Annotated in this window: 16 protein-coding genes; 9 read left to right on the forward strand and 7 right to left on the reverse strand. The window is 73.1% G+C overall.

Going from position 1 to position 18,116, the window contains the following annotated elements:
* Positions 1-162: 162 nt before the first annotated feature.
* The 3 genes from ACFYYB_RS34145 to ACFYYB_RS34155 form a co-directional block, all read right to left on the reverse strand.
* Positions 163-2,958, reverse strand: coding sequence for a LuxR C-terminal-related transcriptional regulator (locus ACFYYB_RS34145; protein WP_389440635.1), 2,796 nt, complete (start codon positions 2,956-2,958; stop codon positions 163-165).
* 122 nt (positions 2,959-3,080) lie between these two features.
* Positions 3,081-3,920, reverse strand: a complete 840-nt coding sequence (locus tag ACFYYB_RS34150; RefSeq protein ID WP_389441258.1) for an alpha/beta hydrolase family protein — start codon at positions 3,918-3,920, stop codon at positions 3,081-3,083.
* A gap of 435 nt (positions 3,921-4,355) precedes the next feature.
* A complete protein-coding gene (locus ACFYYB_RS34155; RefSeq protein ID WP_327308889.1) occupies positions 4,356-5,549 on the reverse strand; it encodes a helix-turn-helix domain-containing protein in 1,194 nt (397 codons plus the stop codon).
* Between the two features lie 187 nt (positions 5,550-5,736).
* Here ACFYYB_RS34155 and ACFYYB_RS34160 point away from each other — a divergent pair, with 187 nt between their 5' ends.
* The 5 genes from ACFYYB_RS34160 to ACFYYB_RS34180 are packed head-to-tail and all read left to right on the forward strand — an operon-like array spanning position 5,737 to position 10,600.
* Complete coding sequence (locus ACFYYB_RS34160) at positions 5,737-6,534, forward strand: ABC transporter ATP-binding protein (RefSeq protein WP_327308890.1); 798 nt, start codon at positions 5,737-5,739, stop codon at positions 6,532-6,534.
* Positions 6,531-7,322: an ABC transporter ATP-binding protein gene (locus ACFYYB_RS34165; RefSeq protein WP_389440639.1), complete on the forward strand. Its 792-nt coding sequence runs from the start codon at positions 6,531-6,533 to the stop codon at positions 7,320-7,322. The genes ACFYYB_RS34160 and ACFYYB_RS34165 overlap by 4 nt, the downstream gene beginning before the upstream one ends.
* Entirely contained in the window at positions 7,319-8,209 is an 891-nt protein-coding gene (locus ACFYYB_RS34170) for a branched-chain amino acid ABC transporter permease (RefSeq protein ID WP_389440642.1), read from the forward strand. The genes ACFYYB_RS34165 and ACFYYB_RS34170 overlap by 4 nt, the downstream gene beginning before the upstream one ends.
* Positions 8,202-9,338, forward strand: a complete 1,137-nt coding sequence (locus tag ACFYYB_RS34175; RefSeq protein ID WP_389440645.1) for a branched-chain amino acid ABC transporter permease — start codon at positions 8,202-8,204, stop codon at positions 9,336-9,338. Before ACFYYB_RS34170 ends, ACFYYB_RS34175 begins: the two co-directional genes overlap by 8 nt.
* Entirely contained in the window at positions 9,335-10,600 is a 1,266-nt protein-coding gene (locus ACFYYB_RS34180; protein WP_389440648.1) for an ABC transporter substrate-binding protein, read from the forward strand. Before ACFYYB_RS34175 ends, ACFYYB_RS34180 begins: the two co-directional genes overlap by 4 nt.
* A 381-nt stretch (positions 10,601-10,981) precedes the next feature.
* Here the strand turns inward: ACFYYB_RS34180 and ACFYYB_RS34185 are convergent, their stop codons facing one another.
* Both ACFYYB_RS34185 and ACFYYB_RS34190 read right to left on the reverse strand, forming a co-directional pair.
* Positions 10,982-11,770 (reverse strand): GNAT family N-acetyltransferase, encoded by a 789-nt coding sequence (locus ACFYYB_RS34185; protein ID WP_389440651.1) that lies wholly within the window; start codon positions 11,768-11,770, stop codon positions 10,982-10,984.
* Positions 11,771-11,910: 140 nt separating this feature from the next.
* On the reverse strand, positions 11,911-12,114 hold the full coding sequence (locus ACFYYB_RS34190) for a cold-shock protein (protein ID WP_243336897.1): 204 nt from the start codon (positions 12,112-12,114) through the stop codon (positions 11,911-11,913).
* 294 nt (positions 12,115-12,408) lie between these two features.
* Between ACFYYB_RS34190 and ACFYYB_RS34195 the strand changes: the two genes are divergently transcribed.
* Positions 12,409-12,801: a molybdopterin-binding protein gene (locus ACFYYB_RS34195; RefSeq protein WP_389440654.1), complete on the forward strand. Its 393-nt coding sequence runs from the start codon at positions 12,409-12,411 to the stop codon at positions 12,799-12,801.
* Positions 12,802-12,814: 13 nt separating this feature from the next.
* On the opposite strand, the gene ACFYYB_RS34200 is transcribed toward ACFYYB_RS34195, so the two are convergent.
* Positions 12,815-13,423, reverse strand: coding sequence for an HAAS signaling domain-containing protein (locus ACFYYB_RS34200; RefSeq protein WP_389440657.1), 609 nt, complete (start codon positions 13,421-13,423; stop codon positions 12,815-12,817).
* The gene (locus ACFYYB_RS34205) at positions 13,420-13,794 is read right to left on the reverse strand and encodes a PadR family transcriptional regulator (RefSeq protein ID WP_389440659.1); all 375 of its coding nucleotides are present in this window, start codon (positions 13,792-13,794) and stop codon (positions 13,420-13,422) included. Before ACFYYB_RS34205 ends, ACFYYB_RS34200 begins: the two co-directional genes overlap by 4 nt.
* 201 nt (positions 13,795-13,995) lie before the next feature.
* On the opposite strand from ACFYYB_RS34205, the gene ACFYYB_RS34210 reads away from it, so the two are divergent.
* The 3 genes from ACFYYB_RS34210 (at position 13,996) to ACFYYB_RS34220 (ending at position 18,047) form a co-directional block, all read left to right on the forward strand.
* Positions 13,996-14,994 carry a helix-turn-helix domain-containing protein gene (locus ACFYYB_RS34210; protein ID WP_389440661.1) on the forward strand — a complete coding sequence of 333 codons (999 nt, stop codon included), beginning with the start codon at positions 13,996-13,998 and terminating at the stop codon, positions 14,992-14,994.
* A gap of 44 nt (positions 14,995-15,038) precedes the next feature.
* Complete coding sequence (locus ACFYYB_RS34215; protein ID WP_389440663.1) at positions 15,039-15,677, forward strand: class I SAM-dependent methyltransferase; 639 nt, start codon at positions 15,039-15,041, stop codon at positions 15,675-15,677.
* A gap of 264 nt (positions 15,678-15,941) precedes the next feature.
* The gene (locus tag ACFYYB_RS34220) at positions 15,942-18,047 is read left to right on the forward strand and encodes a glucose PTS transporter subunit IIA (protein ID WP_389440666.1); all 2,106 of its coding nucleotides are present in this window, start codon (positions 15,942-15,944) and stop codon (positions 18,045-18,047) included.
* Positions 18,048-18,116 lie beyond the last annotated feature (69 nt).

The following is an 18,116-nucleotide window of genomic DNA, read 5'->3' on the forward strand; positions in this document are numbered from 1 at the left end:
ACGGCAGCCCCGCCGGCGCCTGGACCTTCTGGCAGAACCACCACTGGTACTAAACCACCAGCGGAACGCGGGGACACGAAACGCTCGGCCGGACACTCCGGCCGAGCGTTTTCGCGTGCCTGCGTGTCTGCCTGAATGCGTACGCGGCCGCCGACCGGGCCCTCAGGGCTGTGCCCCGCCCCGCTCCGCCCGGTCCACCAGCCGTGAGAGCTCCGTCCGGGAGCGCACTCCGAGCAGGGCGAAGACGTTGCGCAGGTGGTGGTCCACGGTGCGCGGGCTGACGGAGAGGCTCAGTGCCACCTCGCGGTTGGTGGCGCCCTCGGCGACGCGGCGCGCGATGCGCAGCTGCTGCGGGGTCAGGACGGCCAGCCCACCCGCGGGCACCGGGGCCGGTGCGTCACCGGTCGCCCGCAGTTCGCCGCGGGTCTGCTCGGCCCACGCGGGGGCCCCGCAGTGCTCGAAGGCGACCAGTGCGTCCCGTAGCCGGTTCTTCGCCTCGGCCGGACGGCGTCGGCGCCGCAGCCACTTCCCGTACAGCAGTTGGGTACGGGCCCGCTCGAAGTCGCCGTGCACCGCTTCGTGCCGGGTCAGCGCCAGGGCGAAGAGGGCGTCGGCGGTGTCGTCCGGCGGGGCGACCAGTGCGCGGCACCGGGCCAGCTGCGCCGGTGCCTGCGGGTCGACGCCCTGGGCGGTCCACAGGGCGAACTCCTCGACGGCCACCCTCGCCTCCGCCGAAGCCCCGGACAGGACGGCCGCCTCGACGAAGCAGGGCAGGGCGAGCATGCGGACGGCGAAGTGGCCGCGCCCGGGCCCCGGCCGGGTCAGCGGGCCGAGCCGGGCGGCGGCCTCGAAGGGCCGGCCGCGGCACAGGTCCGCGCGGGCCGAGGCCCATTCGGCAAGGGTGACCGCCTGGAGCAGTCCGTGCGGGCGGGCGATCTCCACCGCGGCGCCCGCATGCGCGGCGACGGCCGCCGCTTCGCCCTCGACCGAGGCGACCAGGGCCAGGATCGCGTGCTGGCCGGCGGCCACGTTGCGCTGCCCGGCCACGTGGGCGGCGCGCAGCCCCTCCTGTGCGTGGCTCCTGGCCCGTGCGTGCTGGCCGGCCCGCAGTTCGGCGTACGCGAGGTGTTCGAGGATCCGCGGGGTGAGGGAGGCCAGTCCCCGCGACCGGGACACGGCGAGGGCCCGCGCGTTGGCCCGGCACGCCGCCGGGATGTCGCCGAGCACCAGCGCGGCCACCCCGGCCCGCATCAGGCGCACGGGGTCGTCGTCGTCCCGGGCCCGGTCGAGTACCCGGCGCAGGGGCGACGCGGCCTCGGCCAGGTGCCCGTCGAGGGCCGTACGCAGCCCCGCCCGGTAGTCGCGCCTCGGGTCCTGCGGGGGAGAAGGGAGCGGGGCACCGGCGAGGGCCGGGGCCTCGGCGAGAGCGGCGAGGCAGGCCACGGGGTCGCCCGCGGCCCACGCCGCGTCCATCGCCTCCATCCTGGCCTCCAGGGCCGCCTCCGCGTCGGACGGGTCGAGGCGCTCGGCGGCCATGAGCAGCGCCTGGTAGGCGTCGCCGACCGGCCCGTCCCGCAGGGCCATGCTGCCCCGGACGAGTTCCGTGCGTCCGTGCACCGTGTCGGGGGAGGCGCCCTCCCCGGCGGCGGCCAGCAGCCGGCGCGCCCTGCGGGTGTGTCCCGCCAGTCGGGCGTAGTCCGCCGCCGCGGTGAGGCGTGCGGTACGGACGTCCTCCTGGGCGGTGAGTTCCGCGGCCCTGGACAGGGCCGCCGAGCGTTCCGTGCCCGAGGTCGGCGTGCCGGGAGCGGAGGCCGCGACGAGCCCGGCCGCGAGGGCGGGGTCGGGTCCTCGCGCGGCCAGGGCGAGGTGGAGCAGGTGGCGCAGACGGTGGCGGTCGGCGTCGACGGCCGAGGCGAGCAGCGCGTGGGCCGCCCGGCGCCGCGAGGACGGGGCGCCGGTGTATACGGTCCGCCGGAGCAGGGACCCCGTGAAGGTGATGCGGTCCCCGTCGTGGTGCACCAGCCTGGCCGCCTCGGCGGGGTCCAGCGCGGCCGGGTCCAGGCCGGCCGCGCCCGCGGCGCGCAGGACCAGGGCGGCGTCCGCGCCCGCCGCGTCGGGGTCGGGCTCGTGCGCGGCCGCCGCCAGCAGCAGGACCTGTCGGGTGGCGGACGGCAGCGGGGCGAGGCGGCCGCCGAAGGTGGCCCACAGGGCGCCGCCGTCCAGGAGCGGCCGGGGCAGTGGACGGTGGCCGCCGAGCTGATCCGGCGTCAGGCGCTGGGCGAGGGCCGTCAGGACGGCGGGGTTGCCTTCGGCCTCGGACAGCAACTCCGCGCGCACGGAAGGATCCAGCACCCCACCCGTGAGGTCACGGAGCAGGGCGGTCGCCGCGCCGTCGTCGAGCGGGCCGAAGCGGACCACGGTCAGCCCCGCGATGTCCGGATCGTCCGACCGGTGCTCCGCGACCGAGAGCAGGATCCCGATCGGGTGCGCGGGGTCGGGACGTCGTGCGGCCGAACCGAGGACGGCACGCGAGGGCGCGTCCCACAGGTGCACGTCGTCCACGCAGACGAGCAGGGGCTCATCCGCAGGGACGTACTGCCTTAGCAGCTCGGCCAGTTCGGGCGGACCCGGCGGCAGTCCAGGCAGTCCCGGCTGTCCGGCCGGCCGGATCGTTCCGAACGCGGCCCGGGGCGGCGCCGCTCCGCTCGTTTCGGCCGCCGCGCACAGCAGTGCGCGCATGCCGTCGTAGGGACGGGGCTCGCCGCTGAGGGGCCGGGGGCGCAGGACGGGCCCGAGCGTGAACTCCTCGCCGGCCCAGGCGAGAAGGGCGCTCCGGCCCAGTCCCGGTTCCGCCGCCAGCACCAGCGCGCCTCCGTGCCGGGGCCGGAGCTGATCCGACAGGGCGGCCACAGCGGCCAGTTCGGCCGTCCGGCCGTAGATCCGGCAAGGACTTGCCACAGTCGCCACAGTCGGGTGTCCGGTCACGCCGGTGAGGTTACTGCCGTGTAAACCACGGCGGAAGACCGGACGCGGCAGGTGGGGGCCGAAACGGAACGGCTTCCCCACCCGCCGGGGGCGGTTCAGGAAGTGTGGGGGCAGTTGCCCCGGTACTCCTCGATGGTCAGGCTCGGGCTCGGCAGCGGGCAGAGGAACTGCTCGTACCGGCCGTCGTTGTCGATGAACCGCTTCAGCCACGAGATGCTGTACTTCGCGATGGTGGTGTCCGAGCTGTTCGGGGTGAAGTGCGTGGCGTTGTTGAGCTCCAGGTACGCCTTGTCGAGCGAGCCGGGCAGGCTCGTGTAGAAGGGCTCGGAGTGGGTGGCGACCGGTGCGACCGTGTCCCCGTCGGCCCCCACGATCAGCGTCGGGGTCTTGATCTCGGGCCAGGACTTGTCGGTGTTCCAGCCGGTGAGCGCGATCGCCGCCTGCAGCGAAGGCCGGCTCTTGGCGGCCTCCAGCGTGCCGCCGCCGCCCATGGAGTGGCCCATCACGCCGAGTCTGCCGCTGTCGATCCGGGTGCGGACGGTGCTGCGCTCGGTGAGGTAGTCCAGGGCGGACAGCAGCTGGCGTCCCCGGCTGTCGGGCTGGTCGAGGGTGGTGAGCGTGTCGATGGTCAGGACGACGAAGCCCTGGGAAGCCAGTCGCGGGCCGAGCCAGGCGATCGACGACTGGTAGGCGGTGAAGCCGGGCGAGATCACCACGGCGCCGAAGGTCCCGTCCGCGGTGGACGTCGGGTAGTAGATGGTGCCGCCGCCGAAGCCGGTGACGCCCAGGGAAGAGACGCTGGTCTGGGACACCGCGTAGGAGCCGCGGAGGGCCTCGATGCTCGCGTTGGTCGGCGCGGGGCCCCGCTCGTACGGGTTGGCCGCCGAGGCCTGTGCCCCGGACGCCGTGAACGTGGCGATCGCGCCGAGGGTCACGAGGGCCGCGAGTGCGGACCCGAGCGAACGGATCCGCCTCCCGCCGCCGACGGGGTCGACGGACCGCCCGCTCGTACCGGCGGGGCCGCGGTCGGAGTGGACCTGGTGGGCGTTCTCGAAGGGTTGCTGCTGCACGACGGAGTCGTCCTCTCGGTCGTGGCGGAGCCGGCCCGGCGAGGGCCGGCACCCGGCTCCGTGCCGAGGTCCGTGCCGCCCGCCGATGAGTCGGTCCCGCCGCTTGCGCTGGCCGGACCACTGTCAGGGCGCACACCGGGGGCCCACATCGGCGGAACCACCGGTCTCGCCGACGGACCGGGCCGACTACCCGCGGAGGAGGCCCGCCACCCACGGCCGCGACCGGCCGGACGCGACCGGCCAGACGGGGCCGGACAGACGGGCCCGGTGAGACGCGACCAGCAGCCCCGGCCGCCCCGGTCAGCCGCCCGACAGCCGGTACGCGTCCCGCGCCAGGGTCAGCGCGATCAGGTCCCGGGGCCGGGAGAGCGACTTCGACGTCAGGTGTTCCAGCCGGCGCAGCCGGTTGAAGACCGTATTGCGGTGGCAGTACAGCCGGCTCGCCGCGCGGCCCGCCGAACCCTCCGCCGACAGCCAGGCGTCGAGGGTCTCCAGGAGCATCGCCCGGTCCGCCGGGTCCAGGTCGAGCAGGGGCCCGAGCACCGCCTGGACCAGCTCGGCCGACAGCTCGGGCTGGCGCACCACCAGGGCCGTGGGCAGCCGGTCGGCCAGCCGCACCAGCACCCGTTCGTCCGGACCGCAGGTCCGCAGCGCGGTCTCCGCCAGCCGCCGGGCCCGGCCCAGTTCGGCCAGTCCGTCCACCACCGGGCTGATGCCGCCCGGCCCCGGGCAGCGGTCCGCGAGTTCCGCCGCGAGATCGGCCGGGGAGGAGTCGCCCAGCGCCACCACGGCCAGCTCCCGCTCCGTGCGCATCCGCCAGAACAGCCGCATCCCGCCCGCCGCCACCACCCGGTGCACCGCGTCGGCCCGGTCGGCGGGTAGCACCACCACCGCGTACCGCCCCTGCTCCGGCAGGTCCAGGGCCAGCGCCACCTGGGCCGCCAGGGCCGGCGCCGTGTCCCCCTCCAGCAGGGCGTCCAGCAGGGCCTGGGCCCGCTCGTCGCTGCGCCGGCGCATCTCCACCTCCGCGGTGCGGTACGCCTCCGCGGTCGCCGCCGCCTGCTGCTCGATCCCCGCCCACATCGCCCCGGCCGCCCGGGCCAGGACGGGCAGCGCCTCGGGCTCCTTCTCGGTGACGATGTCCAGCAGCGCGTCCCAGGTGAGCCGGCCCGCCCTGCGGTACGCGTAGAGCAACAGGTCCAGCGGGAGCCCCTGTTCGGCCCGGCGCCGGCCCAGTTCCTCCGCGTACGCGAGGTCCTTGCGCGGGACGGAGCGGGATGCGGCGAAGGCCTCGATCCCGTAGTGCATGGCCTCGCTGACCTGTTGCCAGTGTTCGTCCCGCGGCACGGCCAGGTCGAACAGCGGCGAGTGCTTCGCCAGGTCCCTGATGAGCTGGTCGGTGAGTCCGGGGATGTCGGCGATCAGTACGTCCGCCGCCGACACCAGGACCGACCACTCCTGTTCCGTGCGCGTTCTGCGTCCACGTCCACCCATGGCCGCTGAGGATGTCACCCCGCCTCCGCCACCGTAAGGGGCGCGCGCGACAGGTCTGTGCGCGTGCACAACACGCTCCTGTCCGGGCTGGTCATCGGCAGCGATTCCGCATCCGCCCGTGGACGCCCGCCCCGACCCGGTGCTGGTGTGTGCGCCAGCACAAGGCCGCCCAGAGGAAGGAGAGGACGTGGGTTCGCTACAAGTGCGTGAGCTGTCCGTCGGCTACGGGCCGGTCCGGGCACTGCGCTCCGTATCGCTCGACGTGCCCGCCGGCGCGGTGGTCGTCGTACTCGGAGGGAACGGTGCCGGGAAGTCCACGCTGCTGCGCGCGGTGTCCCGGACGCTCGGGTTCCACCGGGGAGCCGCCACGGGCGGGAGCATCGCCTTCGACGGCCGGCCGCTGGACGGGCTCACCCCGGACCGGGTCGTCGCCGCCGGCGTGGTGCAAGTACCCGAGGGGCGCAAGGTGTTCACCCGGATGACCGTCGCGGACAACCTGCGCGCCGGGGCCCTGGGCGGTCGCGCGGGATCCCGTGCCGACACGGCCCGCTCCCTGGCCCGGGTGCACGAGCTGTTCCCCGTACTGGCCCAGCGGGCGCGGCAGCGCGCCGGACTGCTGTCCGGCGGCGAACAGCAGATGCTGGCCCTGGGCCGGGCCCTGATGGCCCGCCCGCGCCTGCTGCTGCTCGACGAGCCCACCCTCGGGCTCGCTCCCAAGATGGCCGCCACCATCGCCGAGACCATCACCGAGATCAACGCCTCCGGCGCCTCGGTGCTCCTCGTCGAGCAGAACGCCGCCCTGGCGCTGCGGCTGTCCTCCCACGCCTACGTCCTGGAGGTCGGCGAGGTCACCCTCGACGGCCCGGCCGCCGAGCTGGCCGCCTCGGACGAGGTACGGCGCCGCTACCTCGGCATCACCGACGAGGCCGCGCCCGACCCGGCCGGCGCCGGGACCCGGCGGGAACTGCGCAGGTGGACGGCATGAACGCGCACGCCTCCCCGCCACCGCTCACCGTCACCGACGTCACCGTCCGCTTCGCCGGCCTGACCGCCCTCGACGCGGTCTCCTTCACGGTGGAGCCCGGCAGCGTCCACGCCGTCATCGGACCCAACGGAGCGGGCAAGTCCACCTGCTTCAACGTGCTCTCCGGGGTCTACCGGGCCACCGGCGGATCCGTCCGCTTCGGCGCCGCCGAGCTCACGGGCCTCGCCCCGCACGCCGTCGCGGCCCTCGGCATCGCCCGCACCTTCCAGAACCTCGCGCTGCCCCCGCACACCACCGTCGCCGACAGCCTCCTGCTGGGGCGCCACCGGCTGATGCGGACCGGCTTCCTGGCCGCCGGACTGCGGCTGCCCGCCGCCGCGCGCGAGGACCGCCGGCACCGCGAACGGGTCCGGGAGATCGCCGAGTTCGTCGGCCTGGAGGGCGACCTCGCGGCGCCCGCCGGCTCCCTCCCGTACGGAAAACAGAAACTCGTCGAACTGGCCCGGGCCCTGTGCATGGAACCCCGGCTGCTGCTCCTCGACGAACCCGTCGCCGGCATGACCGCCGACGAGAGGCAGCGCACGGCCGCCGTCATCGCGGGCGTCCGGGACGGCCTCGGCATCTCGATCGTGCTGGTCGAACACGACATGGGGGTGGTGATGCGGCTCGCGGACGCGGTGACCGTACTCGACTTCGGCAGGCGCATCGGCGGCGGGACTCCCGCGCAGGTGCAGAACGATCCCGCGGTGGTCCGCGCGTACCTCGGAGAGGAGGAACCGGCCGCATGACCACCTTCCTCGAACTGCTCCTCGGCGGGCTCTCCATGGGCTCCGTCTACGCGCTGATCGCCCTCGGCTTCGTGGTCATCTTCAAGGCCACCGAAGTGGTCAACTTCGCCCACGCCTCCCTGCTGCTGGCCGGCGGGTACGTCACCGCGACCCTGCACGAGGAGCTCGGATTCTGGGGCGCGCTCCTGGCCGGCGCGCTCTCGGCGGCCGCCGTGGGGGCGGCGATCGAGTTCCTCGTGATGCGCCGCTACCGGGGCCAGGACCAGAGCGTGCTGGCCATCGTCACCATCGGCGTCGACATCCTCCTCATCACCGACCTCACCCGGCGCCTCGGCACCGACGTGCTCTCCCTAGGCGACCCGTGGGGCGACCGCGTGATCCACCTCGGTGCGGTCACTGTGCCCCAGACCCGGATCGCCGCCATCCTCGCCGCCGGGCTGCTGATCACCGTGTTCCTGCTGGTGTTCCGGCACACCTCCTGGGGCGTGGCCATGCGCGCCGCCGCCGAACAGCCGGAGACGGCCGCGCTGATGGGCGTACGGCTGGGCCGGGTCTCGCTCGCGGCGTGGGCCGTGGCCGGGGCGCTGGCCGCGGTCGCCGCGCTCTTCCTGACCGTCTTTCCCACGCCCGGCCTGGAGCGGGCCACGTCCCTCGCCGCCCTGAAGGCCTTCCCGGCCGCGATCCTCGGCGGCCTCGACTCCACCTCCGGGGCACTGGCCGGCGGGCTGATCGTGGGCGTCACCGAGGCGCTGGCCACCGGCTACCAGGGCCAGTTGACCTTCCTCGGCCGGGGCATCGGCGACCTGGCTCCGTACCTGGTGATGGTCGCGGTCCTGCTGATCCGTCCCGCCGGACTCCTCGGCACGAAGGAGCTCGCCCGTGTCTGACACCCGCAGCCCCGTGCTGCACCCCGAGGCCGTCGCCCCGGCGGCGGCCACCCGGCTCCGGCTGCTCACCTCCCGGAACGCGGCGGTGGGAGCCGCCGGCCTGGTGCTGCTCGCGCTGCCGTTCTACCTCGACCGGTTCTGGCTGCAGGCCGGGCTGTTCGCCATCGCCGCCGCCATCGGGGCCATCGGGCTCAACCTGCTCACCGGAGCCACCGGCCAGCTCTCGATGGGCCACGCCTTCTTCCTCGCCGTCGGTGCCTACGGGTACTGCGCGCTCGCCGGGGACGGCAGCACGGCGGGCGGTCACACGCTGGTCGGACTCGGCCTGCCCAGCTGGCTCGCCGCGGTCCTGGCCGTCGCCCTGGCCGGGGCGGCGGGCGGCCTCTTCAGCCCCATCGCCGGCCGCCTGCGCGGCGCGTACCTGGGCATCGCCACACTCGCGCTGATCTTCATCGGCCAGCACGTGCTGTTCAACGCCACCAGCGTCACCGGCGGGTTCAACGGCCGGGAGGTGGAGCCGTTGTCCCTCTTCGGCTTCACCTTCGACGACACCGAGACCGTCATCGCGGCCGTCCCCTTCCAGTCCGCCGAGAAGCTCTGGTACGTGGGCCTCGCGGCCCTCCTCTGCGGCGCCCTGTTCGCGCGGGGCGTCCTGCGGGGCCGGCCCGGCCGGGCCATGAACGCCCTGCGCGACCACAGCATCGCCGCCGGGGTGATGGGCGTGCCGGTCGCCCGGTACCGGGCCGCCGTCTTCGTCCTGTCGTCCATGTACGCGGGGCTCGCCGGCGTCCTGCTCGCCCTGGTCTTCCAGCGCACGGTGCCCGACTACTTCGGCATGGTGCTGTCCCTGGAGTACCTGGCCATGATCGTGATCGGTGGCCTGGGCACCGTCGCGGGCGCCGTCGTGGGCGCGGTCTTCGTCTCCCTGCTGCCCCAACTCCTCACCCGCTACAGCGAAGCCCTCCCGCTGGTGTCCGCCCCCGGAACGGGCGGGGTCTCGCCCGGCGAGGCCTCCCGCTACCTGTACGGAGCGGCCGTCGTCGTGGCCGTCCTGTTCCTCCCCGGTGGACTCACCGGCATCACCCGGATCGTCCGCACCCGCACCACACCCTCGAAGGAGCGAACGTGAACAGAAGAAGGCACGCCGCCGCGGCCCTGGCGGCCGCACTCGTCCTGACCGGCGCCGCCGGGTGCAGTGGCAAGGCCAAGCCGGCCGACGGGGACAAGCCCGCCGCCTCGGGCGGCGTCAAGGCCGGAGCCGGGGTGAGCGAGAAGACCATCAAGCTCGGCGCGCTCACCGACATGACCGGCGTCTACGCCTCCCTCGGCAAGAGCGTCACCCAGGCCCAGCAGCTGTGGGTCAAGCAGACCAACGCGGCGGGTGGCATCTGCGGCCGCACCATCGAGCTGACGGTCCGCGATCACGGCTACGACCCGCAGAAGGCACTCGCCGCCTACACCGAGCTGGAGCCCTCGGTGCTGGGCTTCGCGCAGTTCATCGGCTCCCCGTTCGTCGCCGCCGTCAAGACGCGGATCGACGGCAAGGACAAGGGGCTGGTCATCCCGCAGGCCTGGTCCGCCTCCCTGCTCGGCAGCCCGTACGTCCGCACGGTGGGAGCGACGTACGACGTCGAGACGATCAACGCCGTCGGCTTCCTCCTCGACCAGAAGCGGATCGCCTCGGGCGACAAGATCGGGCACGTCTACTTCGAGGGCGACTACGGCGAGAACGCGCTGACCGGCTCCAAGGCCATCGCCGCGGAGTCCGGGCTGACCGTCGTCGAGCAGAAGATCAAGCCCACCGACAACGACATGACCGCCCAGGTGGCCGCGCTCAAGCAAGCCGGGGTCAAGGCCGTGGTCATCAGCGCCGGCCCCCGTCAGGCGGCCTCGCTCGTCGGAGTCGCCGCGGCCGGCGGCTGGAACGTCCCGTTCGTCGGCAACAACTCGGCCTTCGCGCCGCAGCTCCTGGCCACCCCGGCGGGCGCGGCCCTGCAGAAGGACTACTACGTCGCCTCCTCGGCCCTGCCGATCGGCTCGACCGAGGCGGGACCGGCCGCCCTGGCCGCCGCGTACAAGGCCGAGTACCCGGACGCGGGCCTGGACAACGGCGTGGTGGCCGGTTACAGCGCCGGAGCCCTGTTCGGGGAGGTGCTGAAGAAGGCCTGCGCCGACAAGGACCTGACCCGCGAGGGGATCCGGGCGGCCCTGCTGAGCCTGAAGTCCTACGACAACGGTTTCGGCATCACGCACGACTTCTCGGACCCGAAGGCACCCTCCACGCGGCAGAGCGTGATCCTGAAGCCCGACGCGACGGTCCCGGGCGGCATGAAGGTGGTCAAGGAAGCCGCCGCGGCACCCGCCGCGACGAAGTTCACTCCCGCTTCCTGAGCGGCGGGCAGGAAACGGACGCTGCCGCCCCGACACGCGTCGGGGCGGCAGCGTCCGTCCGTCGGCAGACAGGCCGGCCGTCCCCCGATGAAACGCTTGGGGCCCTTTCGCCCAAGTACTGGACGAGGGGGCCGTCCGGGTTCCCGCGCAGGGGAGGGACCGGGTGCTCAGCCCACGACACCGAAGGCCTGTTGGAGGTAGTCCGATGAACGAGAGGCCCAGTGGCTTCGAGGAGCGCCTGAAGGCGGCGCTCCTCGCACGTCTCCCGGAGGCGCCGCCCGCGCCCCCCGGCAGAGGATCCGCCAGGCGGTACGGCATCCGCTGGCCGTGGGCCTCGCGGCGGCGGAGGTCGTCGCCGTGACGGCCCGGACGGCGGGTTCCCTACGGGCGCGCCGTGAAGAGCGCTTCCGTGAACTCCGTGACCTCGCCGAAGCCGAGCCGGCGGTAGAGGCGGACGGCGGTGGCGTTGTCCGCACGGACGTTGAGCCCGATGTGGTCCACGGTCTCGCCCAGACGTCGGCACAGCTCGGCGACGCAGGCGCCGGCGGCGCCCTGCCCGCGGACCCGCGGATGCGTGGTGACGTTCCCGATCGCGGCGACCCGGTACGCCGCGGAGTGCACGTGCACTCCGGCCACGGCGACCAGCTGCCCGGCCTGCCGGGCACCGACGTACTGGCCGGTGTCGAGCATGCGGTCGTCGAACCAGTTGCCCGGATACGCCTGCTGGAACAGTTCGAGGAGCTCGGGGAGGTCGTCGCGGCTCAGCGGGGCGGGCCGCCACGGTCCGGAGGCATACCGGTCGGCCAGGCCGGGCTCGGTCAGCGCCATGCGCAGCAAAGTGGCGTGTGACTGCGTGGCGTAGCCGGATTCCAGCACCTTCGCGGCGGTTCCGGTCAGATGCCCGAGGAAACGCCGGGGGAGTACGGGCAGCAGCGCCTCGGCCAGCTCCTCCAGGGCGGCCGCTTGCCCGGGGCGGGTGAAGCCCAGCAGCGTCGGTACGTCACCGACGGCGTAGAGCAGCGCCACCGGTCCGTCCTCGGACACGGTGTACCAGCTGGTGTGGGGCCACGGCAGGTCGTCGAGGTCGCCGAGTTCCATCAGGTTCAGGGCCGGGTCCCGTCCGAAGCGGGCGGCCAGGTCTGATCGGTCGTGGAGGCTGCGCAAGATCACCCGCACAGCGTACGGCGGGCCCCGGTCCGGTTCGACGGCGAGGTCGGGCAGCGCCACGGGAAGCGGCGGCGGACACCGCGGCGGACGCGGCGACGCCCCGCACCGAGACGGTGCGGGGCGTCGGGCTGCTGCGGAGCAGATCAGAGGGGACGAATGTCCTCGGCCTGCGGGCCCTTCTGGCCCTGGGTGACCTGGAACTCGACCTTCTGGCCCTCCTGGAGCTCACGGAAGCCCTGGGCGTTGATGTTGGAGTAGTGGGCGAAGACGTCGGGGCCGCCGCCGTCCTGCTCGATGAAGCCGAAGCCCTTTTCCGAGTTGAACCACTTCACAGTTCCGGTGGCCATCTTTTTGCTCCCTGTCGGGGACGAGGGCCCTCGCTTCTGAGGACCCTTGGGTGTGGGTTGCTTGCCCTGGTCCTCCGACGCTTGGTGAAGCGGTACTTCGGACACACGACTGCCGATCACGAGGCATGATCTACCCACTTGCACGAGGAGGGCAAACCGATGATCGGTTTGCCCCGGATCGGGCATTCCGCCCCCGGCCGATCGAGCCCTCCGGAGCCCGGGATCGAGCCCTCGGGAGCCCGGAACCGAGGATGATCAACAGGCCTGTGACCTCCTGCCCCTAGGGTGGTGGTCATGGAGTCGTACACGATGGGACAGGCCGCCGAGCTGCTGGGCGTGAGCGTCGACACGGTGCGGCGGTGGGCGGACGCGGGCCGCTTCCCGACCCACCGGCAGGGAACCCGGCGCATCGTGGAGGGGCCCGACCTCGCCGCGTTCTGCGTGGAAGTCGCCCACGAGGGCGCCGACGCCGAGGGCACCCCTCACACCTCGGCGCGCAACGCGTTCCCGGGGATCGTCACCGCGATCAAACTGGGCGAGGTGTCGGCGCAGGTGGAGGTCCAGGCGGGCCCGCACCGGGTGGTGTCGCTGCTGACCCGGGAAGCCGTTGAGGAACTCGGCCTGCAGCCGGGTGTGACGGTCACCGCCCGGGTGAAGTCGACCAGCGTGCACGTCCAACGCGACTGAACGCCCGTGTGCTTCAGGCCCGGCGGACCCGCCAGAGCCATGCCGTCGTACCGGCCAGCAGGGCGAGCGTCGCCGCGTCGGCCAGGTGGGCCGGGGTATCGCCCACCGGGGCGGCGAGGGCCCACTTCCAGACGCCGATGGCGACGGTCGGCAGGACGGCGGTGAGCAGGACACCGGTCGTCTTCTGGATCCGGGTCCAGCGCACCGAGGTGCAGAGGAGCACCGCGCCGAGGACGCGGAACAGGGTGCTGCAGAAGCTCGAGCCGGGCACGGAGGGGAAGAGCGCGGCGAACAGGAAGGGGAGGGTGAGCATCAGGAGCGGGACCAGGGGGTGGACCTTCCCGCGCCGGACCGGTGCGCCGGCAGTGTCGGTGCCGCCGGCCGCCGGGACGCCCGCGCTCTCGCTGCCCGCCTCGGCCAGGGCCGTCGCCGCGATCGTACGGGGGTCCCCCAGCTCCGCCAGGACCTCGCCGATCGTGACGCGGGGACGCTCGGCGCGCGTCACCTCGATGTGTTCGGCAAGGTCGGCGAGGAGCTCCCGGCGCCGTTCGGCGGGCAGTGCGGAGCTCTCGCGTTCGACGGCGGAGAGGTAGTCGCGTACGGGGTCGGCCGAGGTCTTCATGCGGGGTCTCCGGTGGAGTGGTGCGGGGTGGCGAGGAAGCCGTCGACGGCGTCGCGGAAGCCGGGCCAGACCCGGGCGAACTCGTCGAGCGCGGCCCGGCCGCTGTCGGTGAGCGCGTAGTAGCGGCGGGGCGGTCCGGTGGCGGACTCCTGCCAGGTCGTGGTGACCAGGTCGTCGCGGCGCAGCCGGGAGAGCAGCGGGTAGACCGTGCCCTGGCTGGTGGCCAGGGTGCCGGAGTCCTCCAGGGCGTGCAGGAGCTCCACGCCGTACCGGGGGCGGTCCCGCATCAGCGCGAGCACGCAGTACTCCAGGACACCCTTGCGCAGCTGGGCGGCGGCCCGGGCCTGCTTGGTCGAATCACCTGGTTCCATGCGATGCAAGATACCTGGCGAGGCAATCAGGCGGTAGAGGGGGGCTGCGAGAAAGGGCCGGCCACGGGGACAGGTGTCTTCGCCGGAGCCCTGTGGCCGATACTTGATCACGTGACGGGGGGAAGCACGGCTGTGGGCCGACCGGTAGGGAACTGGTTCACGGCCAGGTCAAAGGGTGTGGGTGATCGCATGGTCTCGTCGGTGACGCCGGGAGCCGACGTAGCGCGCGAGGACAGGTTCGACTGGTTCTGCGAGACGGTGTCCAGCGATGTGATGCCCGTCATGCTCAGTACCCGGCACACGACCGACTTCCGCGCCAAGATCACGGACCTGGATCTCGGCGTGGTGCGGTTGTCCTCCGTGGCGTGCTCACCGGTCCTCTCCCGCCGCACTCCGGCCCACGTCCGGCGTGGCGACCCCGAGCACCTGCAGCTGGCCCTCATCAGCCACGGCGCCTTCCGGATCTCCCAGCGGGGCAGTGAGTCGGTGGTCGCGGGGGGACTCGTCCTCACGGACACCTCACGGCCGAGCGAAGGGGTCAGCGCGGGCGGGCAGGGCGAGGCCATCGTGCTCCAGATGCCCCGTCCCGCCGTGGGGCTGCGCCCGGACCGGGTGGACCGCCTCCTCGCGCGGAGCCTGGCCGCCGACAGGGGGTCGGGAGCCGTCCTGGCCGACTTCCTGCGGACCCTGCTCACGCACGGCCCGCGCTGCGGCCCGGAGGAACTGCGCGGGATGGGGGCCATCGCCCTCGACCTGGCCACCGCCTGCCTCGCGCGGCACCTCGGCGACCTCGGCGAGGCGCCCGCGGAGGCGCGCGCACAGGAGACCCTGCAGCGGATCCACCGCTTCATCGACAACAACCTCGGCGACCCGGACCTGACCCCCCAGGTGATCGCCGACCGGCACAGCATGTCCCTGCGAGGCCTCCACGCCCTCTTCGCCGACCAGCCGCGGAGCGTCGCGGCACGGATCCGCGAAAGCCGGCTCGAGCGCGCCCACGCCGACCTCGCCCGAGGGGAGACGCGCTCTCGGCCCGTCCAGGCGATCGCGGCCCGCTGGGGATTCTCCAGCGCCACCGCGTTCAGCAGGGCCTTTCGCGAGGCCTACGGAATCACCCCCACCGAACACCGCGCGGCCTCCACGGCCAGCGCCCCGGGGCGCGGTCTTCCGGGCTCGTGGGAGCCCGCGCCCTCGGCGTAGGCACGCCGGCCGTCCGCGCGGAAGCGGATGTTAGCTTCCTCCCCATGACGGATCATCAAGCCGAGACCGGGGCGGCCTACGACGGGGTCGTCGAGCTGTACGCGTCGCTGTTCGCCGACCGGCTGGAGACGCAGCCCTTCTCGCGAGCCATGATCAACACCTTCGCCGAACTGGCGCGCGGGACGGGCAACCCGCGAGTGGCGGACGTCGGATGCGGTCCCGGGCACCTGACGGCCATGCTGCACGACTTGGGGCTCGACGCCTTCGGGCTCGACCTCTCCGCGGCCATGGTCGACCACGCCCGGCGGGCCCACCCGACGCTGCGGTTCGACGAGGCGCGCATGGAGGCCCTGCCCGTCGAGGACGCCGCGCTCGGCGGCGTACTGGCTCACTACTCGATGATCCACACCCCGCCCGGGGAGCTGCCCGCGCTGCTCGCCGAGCAGGCGCGCGTCCTGGTGCCCGGGGGCCTGCTCCTGGCCTCGTTCTTCGGGACCGACGGAGCGGAGCCGGTCCGCTTCGACCACAAGGTGACGCCCGCCTACAGCTGGCCGGTGGACCGGTTCGCCGCATCGCTGGCGGAGGCGGGCCTCGTCCCGTTCGCCCGGCTGGTCCACGACCCGGCCTCCGAGCGCGGATTCCTCGACGCCCACGTGCTGGCCCGCCGCCCGGAGACGACGTAAGGCACGTCATGCCCCCGGGCCGTTCTCCGCGGCCACTTCCCGGTGTTAAGGTTTTGTCTGATCGATCTCGATCACAGGATTGTTACTCCCCGAGGACGTCACCTTCGTCGCCACGCGACGCCAAGGCGACGTACCGCTTGAGGGGAGGCAAGGCCTGGGTGGCGCCGCGTGCGCGACCCGGGCCTTTTTTGTTGCCCGGATCCGGGCGTGAGAGATCGCGAACCGAAGCAGGCTGGCAAGAGCCCCAGGATGCAAGGAAGCATCATGAACACACCCGTAGCCGGACCCGGCACGCTGGCGGAGCAGATTCTCCGCGGCGTCGGCGGAGCCGAGAACATCGAGAGCCTCACGCACTGCGCGACGAGGCTCCGATTCCAGCTCCACGACGGGGCGAAGGCCGACACCGCCGGGCTCGACGCCCTCGCCGGCGTCATGGCCACCGTGCCCCAGTCCGGTGACCGCCTGCAGATCGTGATCGGCGGAGCCGTCGCACGCGTCTACTCCGAGATCATGAACCTGCCGTCCATGGCGGGCGGCGCCGCGTCCGGCGCGAAGTCCGACGCCGACGTCAAGGCCGCGATGCGGGCCAAGAGCCGCGGACGCTACGCCTGGGTCGACAACTTCTTCGAGTACCTCTCCGACTCGTTCCGCCCCCTCATGGGCGTCCTGCTGGGCTCCTCGCTCATCATCGCGATCGCCTCGGTCCTCGACGCCCTGGGCTTCGTCGACTTCCGTGCCGCGGACAAGTCCGCCACCTGGGTGTTCGTCGACGCCATGTGGCGCTCGGTGCTGTACTTCCTGCCGATCATGGTCGCGTACAACGCCGCCAAGAAGCTGAAGGTCGACCCCTGGGTGGGCGCCGCGGTGATGGCCGCGGTGATGACCCCGAACTTCACGGGCATGCTCAACCCGAAGTCCGGGATTCCCGGGATCACCTGCACGACCAACGGGACCCTGGGGACCCAGGAGTGCGTGGCCCACGTGTTCGGGCTGCCGATGCAGCTGAACGACTACGGCGGCCAGGTCTTCGTGCCGCTGCTGATGGTGGCCGTGCTCGCCTTGGTCTACAAGGGACTGCAGCGCATCTTCCCGGAGTCCGTGCACCTGGTCTTCGTGCCGTTCTTCAGCATGCTGATCATGATCCCGATCACCGCCTTCCTCATCGGTCCGATGGGCGTCTGGGCCGGCAACGGCCTCGGTTCGGGCCTGTCGTGGCTGAACGGCAACGCTCCGATCGTCTTCGCGATCATGATTCCGCTGCTGTACCCCTTCCTGGTGCCGCTGGGTCTGCACTGGCCGCTGAACGCGCTCATGCTCGTGAACATCAACACCCTCGGCTACGACTTCATCCAGGGCCCCATGGGCGCCTGGAACTTCGCCTGCTTCGGCGCGACCGCCGGTGTGCTGCTGCTCTCGATCCGCCACCGGGAGAAGGAGATGCGCCAGACCTCCGTCGGCGCCCTGGCCGCGGGCCTGCTCGGCGGCATCTCCGAGCCCTCGCTGTACGGCATCCACCTGCGCTTCAAGCGGATCTACCCGCGCATGCTCGTGGGCTGCCTCGTCGGCGGCGTGATCGTGGGCGTCCTGGGCGGCGTGGACACCAAGGCCTTCGCCTTCACCTCCCTGCTGACCATCCCGGTCTTCTCCCCGATGGGTACCTACGGCATCGCGATCACGGCGTCCTTCTTCGTCTCGATGGCGCTCGTGTACTTCTCCGACTTCCGCACCCCGGAGGACCGCGTGCAGGCCAACGCCGAGCGCGACGCCGCCGAGGCGGCCGCCCGCGGCGAGGCTACGGCGGCCGATGACCGCGAGCTCGTCACCGTCGGTGCGACCGCGGCCACCACCGGTGCTTCCACCGTCGCCGCCTCCGCGTCCACGGGCGGCACCGCCACCGCCACTCCCACCCCCAGCAAGGCAACCGAACTGGCCGCACCGGTCGCGGGCCGCGTCGTCGGCCTCGACGAAGTCGGCGACCCCGTCTTCGCCTCCCGCGCGCTCGGCGAGGGCGTGGGCATCGAGCCGGCGGACGGCCGCGTCGTCGCCCCGGTCGACGGAGAGCTGATCATCGTCGCCGCCACCGGTCACGCCTTCGGCATCCGTACCGCGGACGGCGTCGAGGTGCTCATCCACATCGGCATCGACACGGTGCAGATGAAGGGCGAGGGCTTCGACGTCCGCACCGAGGCCGGCCGGCAGGTCTCCGTCGGCGACCTCCTCGTCGAGGTCGACCTCGACGCCGTGCGCGCGGCCGAGCACCCGACGGTCACCCTCATGACCGTCACGAACACCGCCGACCTCACCTCGGTCGAGCCGCACACCGGGCAGACCGTCGCCGCCGGCGCGCCCGTGGTGACCGTAAGGCGCTGAGGGGCCGGCCACCGGTCCGCCGCGGGCACGTGACTCCTCGTGGGGCACGTGCCCGCGGCGTACCGGTCC

The organism is Streptomyces sp. NPDC002886 (assembly GCF_042888445.1).
Taxonomy (GTDB): Bacteria; Actinomycetota; Actinomycetes; order Streptomycetales; family Streptomycetaceae; genus Streptomyces.

Excerpts from the sequence above, each read along its gene's own strand:
- ACFYYB_RS34155 (WP_327308889.1), bottom strand. The coding sequence starts at position 5,549 with ATGGGTGGACGTGGACGCAGAACGCGCACGGAACAGGAGTGGTCGGTC.
- ACFYYB_RS34165 (WP_389440639.1), top strand. The coding sequence starts at position 6,531 with ATGAACGCGCACGCCTCCCCGCCACCGCTCACCGTCACCGACGTCACC.
- ACFYYB_RS34170 (WP_389440642.1), top strand. The coding sequence starts at position 7,319 with ATGACCACCTTCCTCGAACTGCTCCTCGGCGGGCTCTCCATGGGCTCC.
- ACFYYB_RS34190 (WP_243336897.1), bottom strand. The coding sequence starts at position 12,114 with ATGGCCACCGGAACTGTGAAGTGGTTCAACTCGGAAAAGGGCTTCGGC.
- ACFYYB_RS34195 (WP_389440654.1), top strand. The coding sequence starts at position 12,409 with ATGGAGTCGTACACGATGGGACAGGCCGCCGAGCTGCTGGGCGTGAGC.
- ACFYYB_RS34200 (WP_389440657.1), bottom strand. The coding sequence starts at position 13,423 with ATGAAGACCTCGGCCGACCCCGTACGCGACTACCTCTCCGCCGTCGAA.
- ACFYYB_RS34205 (WP_389440659.1), bottom strand. The coding sequence starts at position 13,794 with ATGGAACCAGGTGATTCGACCAAGCAGGCCCGGGCCGCCGCCCAGCTG.
- ACFYYB_RS34215 (WP_389440663.1), top strand. The coding sequence starts at position 15,039 with ATGACGGATCATCAAGCCGAGACCGGGGCGGCCTACGACGGGGTCGTC.
- ACFYYB_RS34220 (WP_389440666.1), top strand. The coding sequence starts at position 15,942 with ATGAACACACCCGTAGCCGGACCCGGCACGCTGGCGGAGCAGATTCTC.